Origin of the sequence: Luteibaculum oceani, assembly GCF_007995015.1 — a bacterium.
Classification (GTDB): Bacteria; Bacteroidota; Bacteroidia; order Flavobacteriales_D; family Luteibaculaceae; genus Luteibaculum; species Luteibaculum oceani.
On record NZ_VORB01000004.1, the window covers coordinates 142,690 to 160,532 of the forward strand.

At 39.6% G+C, this 17,843-nt stretch carries 13 protein-coding genes; 10 read left to right on the top strand and 3 right to left on the bottom strand.

The window, feature by feature from the left end; genetic code table 11:
* Positions 1 to 14 precede the first annotated feature (14 nt).
* On the bottom strand, positions 15 to 3,641 hold the full coding sequence (locus tag FRX97_RS05355) for a PKD domain-containing protein (protein ID WP_147014162.1): 3,627 nt from the start codon (positions 3,639 to 3,641) through the stop codon (positions 15 to 17).
* A 268-nt stretch (positions 3,642 to 3,909) separates the two neighbouring features.
* Between FRX97_RS05355 and FRX97_RS05360 the strand changes: the two genes are divergently transcribed.
* The 10 genes from FRX97_RS05360 (at position 3,910) to FRX97_RS05405 (ending at position 16,521) form a co-directional block, all read left to right on the top strand.
* Positions 3,910 to 6,273, top strand: a complete 2,364-nt coding sequence (locus FRX97_RS05360; protein ID WP_170227033.1) for a GumC family protein — start codon at positions 3,910 to 3,912, stop codon at positions 6,271 to 6,273.
* Positions 6,274 to 6,285: 12 nt separating this feature from the next.
* The gene (locus FRX97_RS05365; protein WP_147014164.1) at positions 6,286 to 6,873 is read left to right on the top strand and encodes an OmpH family outer membrane protein; all 588 of its coding nucleotides are present in this window, start codon (positions 6,286 to 6,288) and stop codon (positions 6,871 to 6,873) included.
* Between the two features lie 4 nt (positions 6,874 to 6,877).
* Positions 6,878 to 7,414 (top strand): DUF4924 family protein, encoded by a 537-nt coding sequence (locus FRX97_RS05370; protein WP_147014165.1) that lies wholly within the window; start codon positions 6,878 to 6,880, stop codon positions 7,412 to 7,414.
* A gap of 30 nt (positions 7,415 to 7,444) precedes the next feature.
* Entirely contained in the window at positions 7,445 to 8,110 is a 666-nt protein-coding gene (gene mnmD / locus FRX97_RS05375) for a tRNA (5-methylaminomethyl-2-thiouridine)(34)-methyltransferase MnmD (protein WP_170227034.1), read from the top strand.
* A 111-nt stretch (positions 8,111 to 8,221) separates the two neighbouring features.
* A complete protein-coding gene (locus FRX97_RS05380) occupies positions 8,222 to 9,493 on the top strand; it encodes a serine hydroxymethyltransferase (protein ID WP_147014166.1) in 1,272 nt (423 codons plus the stop codon).
* A gap of 11 nt (positions 9,494 to 9,504) precedes the next feature.
* Entirely contained in the window at positions 9,505 to 10,776 is a 1,272-nt protein-coding gene (gene fahA, locus FRX97_RS05385) for a fumarylacetoacetase (RefSeq protein ID WP_147014167.1), read from the top strand.
* A 58-nt stretch (positions 10,777 to 10,834) separates the two neighbouring features.
* The gene (locus FRX97_RS05390) at positions 10,835 to 11,251 is read left to right on the top strand and encodes an NUDIX domain-containing protein (protein WP_147014168.1); all 417 of its coding nucleotides are present in this window, start codon (positions 10,835 to 10,837) and stop codon (positions 11,249 to 11,251) included.
* Between the two features lie 32 nt (positions 11,252 to 11,283).
* Positions 11,284 to 13,491, top strand: coding sequence for a RelA/SpoT family protein (locus FRX97_RS05395; protein WP_147014169.1), 2,208 nt, complete (start codon positions 11,284 to 11,286; stop codon positions 13,489 to 13,491).
* A gap of 67 nt (positions 13,492 to 13,558) precedes the next feature.
* Complete coding sequence (locus FRX97_RS05400) at positions 13,559 to 14,848, top strand: adenylosuccinate synthase (protein WP_147014170.1); 1,290 nt, start codon at positions 13,559 to 13,561, stop codon at positions 14,846 to 14,848.
* Positions 14,849 to 14,853: 5 nt separating this feature from the next.
* On the top strand, positions 14,854 to 16,521 hold the full coding sequence (locus FRX97_RS05405) for an OstA-like protein (protein ID WP_147014171.1): 1,668 nt from the start codon (positions 14,854 to 14,856) through the stop codon (positions 16,519 to 16,521).
* Positions 16,522 to 16,554: 33 nt separating this feature from the next.
* Here the strand turns inward: FRX97_RS05405 and FRX97_RS05410 are convergent, their stop codons facing one another.
* Both FRX97_RS05410 and FRX97_RS05415 read right to left on the bottom strand, forming a co-directional pair.
* Complete coding sequence (locus FRX97_RS05410) at positions 16,555 to 17,040, bottom strand: hypothetical protein (protein WP_147014172.1); 486 nt, start codon at positions 17,038 to 17,040, stop codon at positions 16,555 to 16,557.
* Positions 17,041 to 17,042: 2 nt separating this feature from the next.
* Positions 17,043 to 17,843, bottom strand: coding sequence for a (Fe-S)-binding protein (locus tag FRX97_RS05415; RefSeq protein ID WP_147014173.1), 801 nt, complete (start codon positions 17,841 to 17,843; stop codon positions 17,043 to 17,045).

Consider the following 17,843-nt stretch of genomic DNA (forward strand, 5'->3'; position numbering starts at 1 on the left):
GAACTACACCTTAACTACAAAGCTAATTTATAGGTCCAAAGCCCTTTATCGCTTTGCACTTTGACAATGATCACCTGATTTTTATTCAACTGAATAGACTTTCCAGTATAATTATCATCTCTATACAACTGCTGCCCAGTTAAATTGTATATGGTTATGGCACAAGGGCCCATATCTTGAAACCCATTCACTTGAAGCAGCCCATTGGTAGAACTAAAACTCAATTTGGTATTATTAAACTCAGCTATACCTGTGGTAAAAGCAACCGTAACTTCTTTACTCACCTCATCAGCACATTCTGGATTATTTCCCCTCGTTAACAGTGAAACCAAGAAAGTACCCGGGGTTTCGAATATATGTACCGGGTTCTTCTCGGTACTAATTTGTCCATCATCAAAATTCCAAACATAGGTAAGGCCATTACTACTTTGGTTTGTAAATGAAACTGGACTTCCCACTTCCACATTAAAATTATCTGCCGTAAAATCGGCAGATACTTGAAGGGGTTGGTTGATATCTATTCTTAGGGTGTTACTGTAACAAGTTAATAGCCCTTTATTATTTCTCACTAGATACTGCCCAGCAGGATATTCACGTGTTACAACCCCAAGATTTTGCCCTTTAATTTGATCGATAAACTGACCAGTCTGTACATTATTTACACTGTAATCGATTTCGCCGTCTATATCCGATAGATCAAAAATCATTTTCCCTTTTTCGGCAAAACACGCGGCATTTTCTTTAGAGATTTTTGATGCGATATTCTGATTGAAATACATTAAAAATCTATTTCCAACATAGCTATCAGTTACGGTAAACTCATATAGTGTATCCACCGCTAAATCCATTGTTTTACCTGTTACCACATCCAATAAATATGCACAGGGGAATCTGTCTGTGAAAACGTGTAGATTACTAAAACTAACTGCGTAATTCCCAGGTCTTGGTGCTTGCACGTAGATAGGCATTTCGTAACGCGAGGCCTTTTCGGGCAAGGCATTTACCCATACATTCATGGGGTCACCATTTTCCACAAAATCTATAGCCACAGCATTTGGCGAAGGCTGTCCAAACTTAGAAACATCATACAAGGTATCTGCTCCAACTTTTGCTCCAGGCCAGTAGTGGAACCAAACCTTTTCTCTTCCTTTACCCTCTTGCATGATGGTCATTGCCACCGCATCCTCATCGGGATTAATTGCGTTTTTCGCCCTCAGGTTATTCTTGTTGGATTTGTAATATCTACTATTCTGTAGCGTGGCTTTATGCTCCTCCTTAACCTTTAGCGTAAATTCCACATTTTGCTTGTTGTTTTCGTAAGTTTTCACCCAAAAACCTTGGTAAGATGGAATGATATCATCATGAACAATGCTGAATCCGGTAGCTGAATTGTAAAAACCATAATAACCGGGGTTATTTGGATCGTTTTGAAATCTATCCACCTGAGCTATAATATATACAGTGGGATCCAAAACATTACTTTGCACCCAACTTATATTTTCAGGGTCATTTACCACCAAATCCCAATCTAACGGCGCTGCATAGGGGTTCCCCAATTGATTCCAGCCATCATTGGCCTTTTTAAATTGAGTTTGCTCCCCTTCTGTTATGGAATAGGTAATTTTAAAATTTTGTTCACCCGTTCTTAACTCACCCCTATCTTTAAGGGTTACAAAGTAATCTAGATTGGCATTATTCCCATCCAACACTCTAAAAACCGATTTCTCGATAACATTCCCCGCGCCAAACTCAAAAATTGGGTTGGAAATATCCGTCGCATTATAAAATCCAATATTTAAATTTCCCTGAACCGTTTCATCGTATCTTGTAGCACTTACCCTAACTGCATTTGGGTTAACACTACCAGGAAATCCTACTAGTCGTATACCAGCATTTTGCCAACTTGACAATTTGGTGTTTTTAATTGGAGAAGAAACATCTCTATACGCAACATATGGCAATGGAAGATATTTTTCTACTTCGAAAGCAGCATTAGACCCGTAAATAATCTCTGCTGTGGGAGCAACCGGCGCTACAAATGCCGTGAAGTTAATATCAGACTTTAAAGTAATAAGGGCATTATCCTCTAACTGGGTTGTGGTTAAATCACCCAGACGCAATTCATTTGCAATCCAGATATTTTTGTTTGGTTCTACCACACGAACTACGGACTCTCCCGGAGAAACAAAAGCCAATATTCCGTACGGCATTTTATCTCCATTTTCATCATAAAGATCGTAAACCACCTGAGGACTTACCCCTGCATATCTGAAAGTGTTCTCTCTATCAATATTCCAATGCGCTTGTATATCTTGAAAATCTCCAAGTAAGTCGAGGGTTGTTGATGCCTCCAGTGAAATTCCACCACTACCAACTTCATCAATAAGCTTTAGTGATTTCCCACCTGCAATGCTCCATGTACCTTCAATCAATGAAATATTTCTCACCGTTGTTCCGGCTCCATTTACATTTTGCGATGATGCTGAATACAATTTGGTTCCCATTCCAGTTAATTCAACCTGAGGGTAATCGAAACTTTCCTTAAAAATTTCTCCAGATGCTTCGGCGCTTGGAACCGAGTACTCAACAATTGCTTGCTGATCAAAATTACATACAGACTTACTGGGTAAAGCGGTAGCAAAAGCTTCGCCGGTAATGATTATTCTACCATTTGCCTCAACAATAAAACTGTTAGCTTCTTCAAGTGCATCAAAATTTGCATCAGACTTATAAAAAGTAACCGACGATCCACCTTTCACTGTGATACTGTTTAAAAAACTAGCACTTGGCAGGTTATTTTCAATATTTAGTGTACCACCTGTTTTATCTACAATTACGTGGGTATATAAAACATTGTCTACAAGAAAATCTTGCTCTAAATCTCCTGTGTACACAAACTGATAGTTAGAGTTTTCCGTAACGCTTATACCAGAAATCGCACCCTGACTAATCCCCAAACCATTCTGACCAGCATATCTAATTTGCTTTTGTAAACCAGCATAAATTCCAGAATCGTCTAGGTAAAGTTTGTTATAGAATGCATTAAGTGGTGCACTTGCATCACCAAGAGAAAATTCCCCGTTAATGGCAAGGACTCCATTTCTTAAGTTGACAATGTTAACGTCTGCAGGATTTCCTAAAAGGGTATTAACGTTTATAGCTGAAAACGAGGTAGTGTTTATAGTTCCACCGAAATTGTTAGATCCAATATTGATAGTATTGGTAGATCCTAATATCAATCCAACTACTTGAGAACTTTGGTTGTTTATACTAATTCCTCCATTGGCATTTAAAGTCCCAAATACATTTAGGACCGTCCCGGAAGAACCTGCTCCCTCATCGGTTTTTAACTCTACCAAGCCGGTACAAGTAATACTGCTTCCAAAAGCTATGGTGAGGCTTGAAGGATTTAGGACGTTATCATCGTCTATGCTTAGTGATTTGATGGTGTAGTTACCATTAAGGGTTACTTGAAATCCATTGATTTCTACATCGTCAGAACTGGTGGGAACTTTTCCACCTTTCCAAGTTGATCCATCATTCCAGTTACCGCTTGCATTTGCCTGTATAGTTTTGGCAGCGAGTTGTGAGGGAATTACAAAAAATAAGGGGAGTAAAACAAGAAGTTGAACTATTCTCATGTATTCAAAATTAAACAGGACAAAACTGCATTGATTTTTTCTACTACTGGTAAAGATACTCGATAAAGCGACAAAATTAATCGAATAATGGGTTTTTAACTATTTGAAAATGAGGGAAAACTAATGGAAAACAGTTGTTTTTCTGATGGGGAACTTTTGTTTTTCACGGTGGATATACTAAATGAAAAGAGGCCTCGTTTGTAGCTAGCGCAATAGAAAACCACCAAGCCAACTATTTGTTTATTTTCGCGTGCAAACACAACCCCTTGTGAAGTACCAAATTATTCCACCACAGCAGCAACGATTAGTTTTAAAGCTGCTCAGAAAGAATTTATTATTCCTATTACTTATCCCAGCAGCTGGGGCCTTTTTTGGATTCTATAAGGCTTATAGAATACCCAATGTTTACAAGGCGCAATCGCAATTTTTATATAAAGGCGACCAAAGCGACATGTTGGGAGGTAAATACGGTGGAAACCCGTACGCCATGTACAGGGGGTTTACCGATGGCGAAAACCAAAAAAGAATTCTTAAGTCTCACGATTTAATCGGGGATGTTATCGACAGATTGGATTTTCAGGTTACCTATTATTTGGTGGGTAGGATTAGGAAAACCATACAGTATCCAGATGCTCGGGCATTTAAAATTGAGGTGGATAGTATATTCCCTGAAATGGTGGGTAGACCTATTGGTATTGAATTTGGGGAACAAAACATAAACATTTCTTACACCTGGGATAGAGAAGAAGTTATTGAACAATTTCCCTACAATGAATACATTCAATCTAAACGCTTTATTTTTAGCATAACACCGTATGGATCTCGATCTATTTCTGAGTTTAAAAATTGGCCGAGTAAATACGAAGTGGTTATTAACTCCAGAGAGCGTTTAATCAACCAGTTTCGCTCAAAACTTCAGGTGGATATCGATAATAAAACCACCATCATCACTCCATCCATTAGCGACCAAAGCGTGGATAGAGCAGTTGATTTCCTAGATACCCTAGCCGTTGTTTACGCTAAGTTTACTACACGTCAAAAAAGAGAGGAAAACAAGCGAAGCCTGGAGTTTATAGAAAGTCAAATTGCCTCGGTAACCGAATCCATTAACCAATCGGAATACGAGGTAGAGGGGGTTAAGAATAGTAATTCTATTATCAATCTTTCAGCCGAGCAATCCAGGTACAACGAAAAACTGGTGGAATACCAGGATGAGGTTCTTCGCTTGGATATGGAATTAAATAAGCTGAAACAGCTTAAAAACTACCTAGACGAAGCTTCGGAAAAGAACTTCATGCCTCCATCGGTGTACATTCCAGAACAAGACGCATTCTTGCAGGAGAAATTATCTCAATTGTACGAGGTAATCCAGCAACGTGAAACCGATTTACTTAGTGCAACAACCGAGAATCCACGTGTTAAGCAAAACGAGCAGATTTTCCAGAAAATTAGAGCTGAATTACTGGAATATATCAACAAATCTGAGAAAGCACTCAAAGAAAGTCGTAACCAAATTCAGCGAATGATTCGTCGCTATGAGGGCAACCTTAAAGCACTTCCTCAAAGCCAGCGAGAAATCTTAAATATTGAACGTAGAATTGCGGTTAACGAGAAACTCTATAATTACCTGCTCGAGCAAAGAGCCACAAAAATCATTGAAGGGGCGAGCATTTCTCCAGAATTTGAGATTTTAGATAGTGCAAGATCATACGGAATTATAGGCCCGAATAGGAAAAAGATGATTCAGGACAACTTCCTGATTGGACTGGGGATAGTAATTGCCATCGGCGCCATTCGCTTTTTCTTCTTGGATAGAATAGAATCTGTGCAAGAGTTAAAAGACAATACTAACAAGAATGTTATTGTGGGGATTCCTAAGTTCACTGAAATGAAGGATTTTAATGACCCAGAATACTTAAATAGCGATCAAGCTTTTGCCTTAAGGAAATTGCGTACCGGAATTCAGTTTATGGCCAGTTCTAGTAATCGAGATCAAAAACTGCTACTAGTTACTTCCATGTACCCCTCTGAGGGTAAAACTTTCGTATCCTCTTCGCTGGGAAATCTTCACAGTTTATCAGGTAAAAGGGTGGTTATTGTCGATTTCGATTTGCACAAACCGAACTTACACAAGCAGTTTGGGCTGGATAAAAATATCGCTGGACTATCTATGGTTTTAACGGGACACTCGTCCTATGAGGAATCATATCAAGAGATAAACGAAAACCTCCACATTCTAACGTCTGGACCGCTTCCACCTAACCCTTCGGAATTGGTAATTAGGGAAGAAACAATTGCCCTTATTGAAAAACTGAAGGGCTTGTACGATGTGGTTATTTTGGATACTCCACCTGTAGCACCCGTAACCGATGCCAAGGTGTTAATGAAAATTGCTGACATTAATATGGTTGTAATGAACGGGAAGCACGCTACCCGAAGAAACCTAGGATTGGTGGAAGACCTTGTAGAGGAAGTAGGCTCTGGACATACTGGTATTGTGTTTAACGCCATTAGAACGCCTATGTTAATGGCATTGTACGGAAAATACGCGTACAAGTACGGATACAATTACGGATATAACTACGGTTACGCCTACGAATACCAATACCGTTACGGAAAAACAAAAAAATAAATACCTGGATTAATGAACCCAAAAGTTAACAGTGCCCTGCACATCATTTCCTTTGTACTCATAAGTTTACTCGTATTAGATCGCGTAGGTGTTTTTGGTGAAAAGGAGAAAAAAGCAAAGCCCGTAAGCCAACAGGGCGAAGGCTTTAATTTCGCTTACATCCACTCCGATTCGCTTTCTGCCAACTACAAGTTTATTGCCGAAAGAGCAAAAGAATTGGCTGAAAAGGAGCAGAAACTAACCGAGAAACTGAACATAAAAGTTAAGAAGTTAGAAACCCGATTTGCACAGTTACAGAGTAAGGCAGACATAATGACTAGGGCCGAACTTGAGGCGGCTCAAGCAGAAGTTCAATCCATGGAAATGGAAATTAACCAACTGCGTATGCAATTGGCTCAAGAGCTGGACCAAGAGCGTATTAAAATGCAAATGGAGTTATACAAACGCGTTGAGGATGTTTTAAAAGATAAAGCTGCGGAACACGGTTACCAAACCATTTATAGCTATACACAAGGTGGGCAGGTTTTATACATAAACCCAGACCGCAATATAACCGACGAAGTTCTTGAAGTGTTAAACGCCGAGAAATCAGAGGAGTAAAAGCATGAGTTTAAAATCTTCAATTCAGAGCAATTTAGCTGAACACATATTATTCCTGTGGCAAACCGAGGATTTACTGAGAGCCTTATCTCTGGATTTCGCCATGGTTAAAAAGCATCTTTTTAAAGAGGATGAAGATGTAAATGAGAATCCACAGTTAAGACGCGATATGAACATGTATCAAGTTTTAATTGAGGAAATGAAACAAGAAGGTATTGAGCAAACCGGACATTTAAGAAGAACATTGGTTTTAATGTCGGAATTAGAGGGTATGCACAAAATACTTTCAGAGGAAGTGCAGGATGCTAATTACCTTGAAATTGTTGCGCGTGCTAATGAGACTGTTGGTGAATTTGTAAGCAAAAAAGCCAGCAGAAAAAACCTATTATTTACCGAAGCCTGCCTTAATGCCATGTATGGAATTTTGGTACTCAGACTCCAGGGGAAAGACATCAGTCAAGAAACTGAAAAAGCCAGCGAGGCGATGAAAGAAGTGTTGAGGTACCTTTCTAAAAAATACAATGAATTCAAAGCTAATTAGCTTATTGGCTAATTGGCTAATTAGCCGAAAATGATATTAAAAAAAACCGCCGATGGGTCATACACCTTGTACCGACCCGATATAGACGAGCACTACCATTCCTTTCATGGAGCTCGACAAGAAAGCGAGCATGTTTTTATTCATTCGGGATTAAAGCACAAATTGGAGGCAAAACCAAGTGAGCTAAACATTTTAGAAATTGGCTATGGAACGGGGTACAATGCTCTCCTTAGTCTGTTAAACAACCAAACTTCTTGTTACATAAACTACACCGGTTTAGAACTGTACCCCGTTCCAACACCATTGATTCAGGAGCTCTCAGAAAAGGATGAATTCATCCACCAGCACAAAGCGATCTATCTAAAAATGATGAACGCAGCCTGGGACCAATCGGTTGAAATAACTGAGCATTTCGCAATTTCTAAGTTAGAAGTAGACTTCTTTAAATACGAGACTCCCCAACAATTCAACCTCATTTATTACGATGCTTTTGGATTTAGAGCCCAAGAGGAAATGTGGCAAGAAAAATTGTATGCCAAAACATTCAACCTAGCAAAACCGGGGGCCAACCTTGTTACCTACGCAGCCAAAGGAGTAATAAGAAGAGGGTTAGAGGCTGCAGGCTGGAAAGTAGAAAGACTTCCCGGGCCACCAGGAAAAAGAGAAATGCTAAGGGCACAAAAACCAAAAGAATAAGCAGCCGTTGTACGATTGACGTTGAGTCATTTTATAAACCTTAAATCAAAATCCACAGAATTTATTGGCGAATACGGAACAAGCCGTAAATTCGGGGCATTATTTGAAAATATGCAAGCAGATAGCACCATCTTTTCTCTAATTGCAAAGGAGAAAGAACGTCAACTAAAAGGGGTGGAATTAATCGCCTCTGAAAACTTCGTTTCCCAACAGGTAATGGATGCCATGGGATCTGTACTTACCAATAAATATGCCGAAGGACTTCCCGCCAAAAGATATTATGGAGGATGTGAAGTTGTAGACGAGGTAGAAAACCTGGCCATAGATCGTTTAAAGGAACTTTTTGGAGCTACTTGGGCGAATGTTCAGCCGCACTCTGGAGCACAAGCCAATGCAGCTGTTATGCTTGCTTGTTTAAATCCCGGAGATAACATTCTTGGTTTTGACCTTTCCCACGGTGGTCATCTTACCCATGGATCTACCGTTAACTTTAGTGGAAAACTATACAAGCCTCATTTTTACGGGGTAGAAAAGGAATCTGGACTTATCGATTTTAATAAAATCGTTGATACTGCCAGAAAGGTAAAACCCAAAATGATTATTTGTGGAGCTAGCGCTTATTCAAGAGACTGGGATTACAAAACGTTAAGAGAAACTGCAGATGAAATTGGGGCAATTTTATTGGCAGATATTTCGCATCCAGCTGGATTAATTGCCAACAAACACCTCAACGATCCACTAGAATATTGCCACATCATAACCAGTACCACCCATAAAACCTTAAGAGGACCAAGAGGTGGAATTATTATGATGGGAAAAAACTTCGATAACCCATTTGGATTAACCACCCCAAAAGGAACCATCAAGAAAATGTCTGCATTGCTAGACTCGGCGGTTTTTCCAGGAACGCAAGGCGGGCCATTAGAGCACGTAATTGCAGCGAAAGCAGTGGCTTTTGGAGAGGCATTACAACCTGAATATAAAGCGTATACCCAACAGGTTATTTCCAATGCCCAAGCTTTAGCTAAAGCGATGGTTGCAAAAGGTTACGAGATTATTTCCAAGGGAACAGACAACCATTTAATGCTTATCGACCTTAGAAATAAAAATGTAACGGGTAAAGAAGCTGAAGCCGTTTTAGGAGAGGTGGACATTACGGTAAACAAAAACATGGTACCATTTGATACGCAATCTCCATTTGTAACGTCTGGATTAAGGCTGGGCACCGCCGCTGTAACCACTCGTGGTTTAACAGAAAACCACATGGACCAAATAGCCAACTGGATTGATGGAGCTATCTTAGCAAAAGACGATAACAACGAGCTAAATAAAATAAGAACTGAGGTAAATGAACTAATGAGTTCTTTCCCTCTTTTTAAATAGAAGATTACATTATGATTAGAGCAAACGACCCGAAAAGAAAATCTTGGGTGGAAATTCCAGAAAACTCTGATTTTCCAATTCAAAATCTACCCTTTGGTGTATTTAAAACCAATTTTTTCGAGCCGAGAGTTGGTGTTGCTATTGGGGATAAAATCCTCGATTTATATTCTCTTGCAATTTTAGGTTACTTAAAAAATCAACCTTTTGAGTTGGATGCATATTTAGCGCCTTCTCTAAATAACCTAATGAGCTATGGTAAGACCGCAGTAAGAGAGCTTAGAAATCACATCTCCGATTTACTGGAAGTAAGTAACGACGAGCTTCAATCTCAAGAAATTCACATTAACCAGGTATTTTTCGATCAGAAGGATGTGGAAATGCTCATGCCTGTAGAGGTTGGCGATTATACAGATTTTTATTCATCGCGCGACCACGCTACCAACGTGGGTACGATGTTTAGAGACCCTAATAACGCTTTACTTCCAAACTGGTTGCACATTCCGGTTGGATACCACGGAAGATCGAGCTCTATTGTTGTTTCGGGTACACCAGTTAAAAGACCGAAAGGGCAAACTAAACCTAACGAGGATGAACCACCAGTTTTTGGACCATCTCGTCTCTTAGATTTTGAGCTGGAAATGGCATTCGTAACCTTCGATGGCAAACCACTGGGTAGCACAATTTCTACAGACGAAGCCGAGGACTTTATTTTTGGAATGGTGTTGTTTAACGATTGGTCGGCACGTGATATTCAAAAGTGGGAATACGTTCCATTGGGACCATTCCTTGCTAAAAACTTCGCGTCGTCTATAAGCCCTTGGATTGTTACTTTAGATGCACTAGAGCCATTTAAAATACCGGGACCAAAGCAAGATCCACAGGTTCTTCCTTACTTAGAGTACAAAGGAAATCACCACTACGATATTAATCTAGAAGTGTATATCCAACCCGATGGTGGTAATGACAATAAAGTATGTAGCTCTAACTATAAGTACATGTATTGGAACATGGCGCAGCAACTCGCTCACCACACTGTAAATGGTTGTAATATTAGATGTGGGGATATGATGGCTTCTGGAACTATTTCTGGTCCAGACAAAAGCTCTTATGGTTCTATGTTAGAATTGTCTTGGAGAGGGACCCAACCTATTAAGTTAGATGATGGTAGCGAGCGTAAATTCATTCAAGACAACGATACGGTAACCATGAAAGGGTTTGCCGAAAAAGACGGTGTTAAAATAGGTTTCGGTGAGGTAAGAAGTAAATTACTTCCTGCAGACTAAGTTGAAATAATTTAAATTGAAACCGCCCTAGGAAATTCCAGGGCGGTTTTTTGATTTTATGAATTTAAGTCTAAGATCGTACGGGGTAATTCTGTTTCAAAACAAAGTTTTGCTTTGCAAAGAATGGATAGCGGGAATGGAAATCATAAAATTACCCGGAGGTGGTATGGAACCTCTTGAAGGCCCCAGGGAATGCATAATAAGAGAAATAAAGGAGGAGTTGGATATCACAATTAATCCCGAACCACACCCCTTTTATGTTACCCCAAACTTTTTAAAAAGCAAGTTCCTTCCCAACACCCAAATCGTTTTATCATACTACTTATGTAAGTTAGACGAGAAACCAAATTCTAATCCCTCCGAAGATTTGGAAGAAATCTTTTGGGAGGATATAAATCAATGCGAAAAGCAGCTTTCTTTAGAAAGCGATAAATATGCCATTGCTCAGCTATTGGAGAATGGTAAATTGGTATAAGTATTTTCGAAAACATTTCAGACGAGGTAAGTATGACTGAGCTACAGCTAGAACAGGAGCGGACAGAGATAAAAAATGCGTACAGAGGCCTATTAAGAGCCTGTAAAAGGGTGAGATCAAAAGAGGATACTCGGGAAATTAGACGAGCCTTTGACATTGCCCTTGATGCGCATAAAGACATGCGTAGAAAATCGGGGGAACCATACATTTATCACCCCATTGCTGTTGCTCGAATTACGGCAGAAGAAATTGGTTTGGGCACTACAGGTATTATATGTGCTCTGCTGCATGACACGGTTGAAGACACCGAAATTACCCTAGATGATATTGAAAACTGGTTTGGCCCCAAATGCCGCCAAATAATCGACGGTCTTACTAAAATCAGTGGAGTCTTCGACCAAACCTCATCCATACAGGCGGAGAATTTTAGAAAAATGCTACTTACCCTATCTGATGATGTTAGGGTAATTCTCATAAAACTTGCCGATCGTTTGCACAACATGCGTACGCTAGAAAGTATGCGTAAAGACAAGCAACTAAAAATTGCAAACGAAACACTTTACCTCTATGCCCCTCTGGCCCACAGACTTGGACTCTACGCTATTAAAAGCGAACTAGAGGATTTAGCACTTAAATACACCGAACCAGAAATCTATAATGAAATAACCACCAAGCTGGAAAAAACTAAGGCGGTTAGAAATAGATTTATTAATCGCTTTACCCTGCCTATAAAAAGAGAGTTGGATAAACTTGGAGTACCCTATTCTATAAAGGGTAGAACCAAAAGCATCTCGAGTATTTTCAATAAAATAAAGAACAAGAATATTCCTTTTGAGGAGATCTACGACATCTTTGCCATTCGGATTATTTTAGATTCAGCCCCAAATGCGGAAAAGGCCGATTGCTGGAGAGCTTATTCCATTGTTACAGATTTTTACCAACCAAACCCCGACCGCTTAAGAGACTGGATTTCAACACCCAAGGGAAATGGATACGAATCTTTACACACCACGGTAATGTCTCCTACTGGTAAGTGGGTGGAGGTGCAAATTAGAACAGAGCGCATGGATGAAATTGCCGAAAAAGGTTACGCTGCGCACTGGAAATACAAGGAAACGGCAAAGGGAGAAAGTAATTTAGACCTGTGGCTTACAAAAATTAGGGACCTTATTGAAAACCCCGGTAACGAAGCTCTCGATTTTATCGATGAGTTTAAAATGAATCTTTTTGCCGATGAAATTTTCATATTCACACCTAACGGCGACCTTAAAACACTTCCAAAAGGAGCTACTGCACTGGATTTCGCTTTTGAAATTCACTCCGAAATAGGAGCGCGTTGTATAGGTGCAAAGGTGAATCACAAACTGGTTCCCCTTAGCTACGGGTTAAAAAGTGGTGACCAAATAGAAATCATTACTTCCGACAAACAAAAGCCGAAAGAAGATTGGCTTAAATATGTAAGCACTGCTCGAGCGAAATCAAAAATCAAACACGAGCTAAAGGAAGAGAAAAAGAGAATTGCCGAAGATGGAAAAGAGCGTTTGCAGCGTAAGCTTAATCATCTAAAAATTGAATTTAATTCCGACAACGTTCAAACCCTACAAAACTTCTATGAACAAGAAACCGGCTTAGATTTCTATTACAAAATTGCAAAGGATAAAATCAATCTATCTCGTATAAAAGAGTTAGAAGTAGTTAAAGGGAACCTAAAACTTCCTAAAGCACCAAGCAATAGAAAGAAATCAGAAACGCCACCTACCTTATTAACCAGCCCAAAAAATAAGGATCAGGTTATACTAATTGGTGATCAATCTGGAGCATTTGAATATAAACTGGCTCCGTGTTGTAACCCTATCCCCGGTGATCAGGTATTTGGTTTTATTACCATAAACGATGGTATTAAAATCCACCGTGAAAACTGCCCCAACGCCGTTCAGTTGATGGCCCACTATGCCTACAGAATTATAAAAGCTAAGTGGAATTCTGACAACGTTGTGGAGTTTTTAGCAGGGGTTCGATTTACGGGTATTGATGATATTGGTCTGGTACATAGCATTACCCAAACCATCTCTAAACAAATGAATATCAACATGAAAACAATTTCATTTGAAAGTCATGATGGTATTTTTGAAGGTAAAATCATTGTGTATGTAACCGATACCGACCACCTCGATAACCTGGTAAAAGAGCTTAAAAGTTTAAAGGGTATAAGTACAATTGAAAGGATTGAGGTAGAATAGCACTCAGAACCGATTGCTTTTGCTATTTTTGCACCTTTGTTCCAAGCCCAAAATATTTGGAAAGATTATGACTAAGGTAGATGTACTATTGGGTCTTCAGTGGGGAGACGAAGGAAAGGGTAAAATCGTAGACGTTCTCACCCCAAAATACGACATTATTGCAAGGTTTCAAGGTGGTCCAAATGCTGGTCACACCCTGGAATTCAACAACATAAAACACGTTTTACATACCATTCCGTCTGGAATTTTCCGCCCGAATGCGTTAAACATCATTGGAAATGGTGTGGTTATAGATCCGGTAATTTTTAGAAAAGAATTAAACGATCTTAAAAAATTCGATCTAGATTGCTCTGAAACACTTCTTGTTTCTAAAAAAGCGCACCTAATTCTACCTACCCACCGCTTGCTCGATGCAGCCAGTGAAGCAGATAAGGGTAAAACTAAAATTGGTTCCACCCTTAAAGGTATAGGACCAACCTACATGGATAAAACCGGTAGAAACGGTTTGCGCGTTGGAGATATTTTCAGTGCCAACTTTAAGGAGTTGTACAACAATCTGGTTGACAAGCACAAGAGAATTTTAAGTTTCTACGACTTCGATTACGACCTAAGTTCTTTGGAACCTGATTTCTTTGATGCTATAGAAGTATTAAAGCAGGTTAAAACAATTGATAGTGTACACGAGGTAAACAAAGCTATTAAGGAAAATAAAAAAGTACTTGCCGAAGGAGCCCAAGGATCTTTGCTAGATATCGATTTTGGAACCTACCCTTTTGTAACCTCTTCTAACACTACCTGTGCCGGTGCATGTACTGGTTTAGGAGTTGCTCCTAATAGAATCGGAGAAGTTATCGGAATTTTTAAAGCGTACTGTACTCGTGTAGGTTCAGGCCCGTTTCCAACTGAGTTATTTGATGAAACCGGGGAGAAATTAAGAGCAAACGGTCACGAATTTGGCGCCACTACTGGAAGACCTAGAAGATGTGGATGGTTGGATTTACCAGCTCTTAAATATGCCATTCAGTTAAACGGGGTTACCCAGCTTTGCATGACAAAAGCCGATGTACTGGACACCTTTGATGAAATTAAGGTTTGTGTAGCATACGACACAGAAGAAGGAAGAACCGACTTGTTACCCTACGATATTAATGAGGACAAGGTTAAACCGGTTTATAAGTCTTTTAAAGGGTGGGAAACATCTTTAGAAGAGGCCGACAATTACGATACGCTTCCACAAGAACTTAAAGACTACATTTCTTACTTGGAAAAAGAAATCGAGTGTCCAATTGTGTACATATCGGTAGGTCCAAATAGAAAGCAAACTCTTATACGCGAAAACCTTCTTCAAAGCGTTTAGTAGTCATGTTTCGCCATGTCGTACTTCTCTTATTGCTTAGCCTGAGTTTCGGGAAAATTTTTGGGCAAAAGGTAGACAGTACGTCATTGGATAGTACCAAGAGGTACATCCAAATAATATATGCGAAAAAGGCTAAATACGGAAAGGGAAAAGATAGCGCTGCCCAAAAGCTTATTGGGGAAGTAAAGCTTAAGCACAACGAGGTTATATTAACCTGTGACTCGGCCTACTTTTACCAACGAACCAATAGTATTAAGGCATTTTCTAATGTAAGGCTTAACCAAGCCGATACCCTTTTCTTAACTGGAAATAGGATAAATTATAGTGGGGAAACCAAAATTGCCGAGGTAATCGGTAATGTTAAATTAGAAGACCCCACTACCTATTTGGAGTGTAAGCATTTATACTTTTACAGAGAGCAAAATAAGGGCTCATATTACACCGGGGGAAGGCTTTTTTCCAAGGGAAGTCCGGATACATTATCCAGTACCCAAGCCACATATTACTCAGAGGATAAAATCGCAATTTTCCGTAAGAACGTAGTTCTAAAAAACCCAGAGTATGTTATGGAAACCGATACCATGAAGTACTCTACGGAGATTAAGCAGAGCTACTTTTACGGTCCCACCACCATCACCTCCGACAGTAATACTATATACTGCAATGCGGGATGGTACAACACCGAAACCAATAAGAGTAGTTTTTACAATAGAGCCATAATATCGAGTCCAGAACAAAAGTTAGAGGGAGACTCGCTTTATTACGACCGAAATACAGGATTAGGAAAGGCTTTTGGCAACATTGTTATTACCGATACCATAAATAATTTTATGGTTACGGGAGAAAGGGCATTTTCCTATAACGAGGGAGATTCTTCTATAATTCCCTCGCGTCCCTTACTCTATCATTTTATGGGGAAGGATACACTTTTAGTTTCCAGCGATACGGTTTATACCAAGCAGGTTAACGATAGCAATAAACAGGTATTTGCCTTTCACAATGTACTCTTTCACAAAAGCGATGTACAAGGGAAATGTGACACTATTATATTCGACGAAAGATTTCAGCGTCTGGATATGATTGATAGCCCCATTTTATGGTCGGATAAAAACCAAATAACCGGGGACAAAATCTCCCTATTCGTAAAAGAAGAAGTAATAGATCGTCTATTCATTCCCAAAAATGCTTTTATAGGTGAGCAGGTAGATGGAGAAATTTTTAATCAGATAAAAGGGAAGAATTTAACGGCCTTTTTTAAAGATGGAGACATCTATAAGGTAGAAATTCGGGGTAATGGGGAATCCATTTATCATGCTCTAGAAGAAGGGGTAGATTCCTTAGGTAAAGCCATAAACATTTTAGCAGGTGTAAATCAAGCTATTTGTTCGGATATGGATATTCGCATGCAAGACAGCGAAATAACCGAAATAAACTTTATTACCAGTCCCAAATCTACCCTGCATCCTCCAACCAAAATTTTGGATGAAAAACTGGTACTAAAAAACTTTACCTGGCATGGAGAAGTTAGACCCGAGAGTAAAAAAGTAGTTAAGGCTCGAGGAAACAGAGTGATTAAATTTAACGACCCCATTGTATCGCCACAAATTCCACTGATTATTCCGCAAGAGAAGGCACAGGAGGAAACCGAGGAAAACAAAAAGGGAGAACAATAAGTCCTCCCCTTCCTATATGAATACATTACTTTTTTAAACCGAAACCAAATTCTGGTGCCAGGATTCGCTCAAAGGTTTAATTCCAGTTTTTCTTAAGTCACCTAATGATTGAATGAGGTGATCCAGAACCTTATCAGTTTGGGCAAACTTTCCATTCTCCAAACCCTTATTCAGTGCATCGAAAGAAATTACCTTAAACTTATTGTTGCGATAGAGCGCAAGTAATTGCCTATCGAAGAAGTTAACATCCAACTTACCCCCAAGATCCTGAACGAAACGTACTTGTGAATCAATTGAGCACCCTGTTGCATTTTGGTTTTCTTCATCTACTCCAATAATGAGCAGCTGCCCATCCACTATATCAAAATCAGCAACCAAATCGGTTCCATGGGCTTTCCAATTTTGCATAAACGCAAGCAATTGGTTAGAGGCAAAAGCCAAGTCTTCGCCCTCGAGCTTTTTATCAATTAAATACACCCACAACCTAGAACGGTCTGGTAATCCCGGTAAAAATTCCATGTTTATAAATCTTCGGCCTGAGCAATAAGCTCCGCTATATCCAGAACTTTAATTTCAGACTCCTTCTCGAAATGTTTAACGCCATCGGTCATCATGGTGTTGCAGAAAGGACAACCCGTTGCGATAAACTGTGGTTTTGTTTCTATAGCATCCTCGGTTCTCTCGATGTTTACCTCCTTATTTCCAGGCTCGGCTTCTTTAAACATTTGAGCACCTCCGGCGCCACAACAAAGGCCCTTTGCCTTACACCTTTTCATTTCAACCAACTCTGCGTCTAGCTTTTCAATTAAAGCTCTTGGCGCTTCAAATACGTTATTGGCTCTTCCCAGATAACAAGGGTCATGGAAAGTAATTCTTCGTCCCTTAAAGGGTTTTCCATCCTCTATTTTTAATCTTCCATCGTCTATTAACTGCTGGATAAATTGAGAATGATGTAGCACCTCGTAATCACCACCTAATCCTTTATACTCGTTTTTAATGGTATTAAAACAATGGGGACAGCCCGTGATAATCTTTTTGATGTTATAGGCATTCAGAATTTCAATATTCTGCAAAGCCATCATTTGGAAAGTAAATTCATCTCCCGCTCTTTTTGCTGGATCTCCGGTACAACCTTCCTCGGCACCGAGCACTGCAAATGAAACACCAGCTTTATTTAAAATCTTTACAATCGCCTTGCTAATCTTTTTGGCCCTGTCGTCGAAACTACCGGCACAACCCACCCAAAATAAAACTTCTGGGGTGGTTCCGTTCGCCATACATTCGGCCATGGTTGGCACTTTAATTGGTGCTGCAGTGTCCAT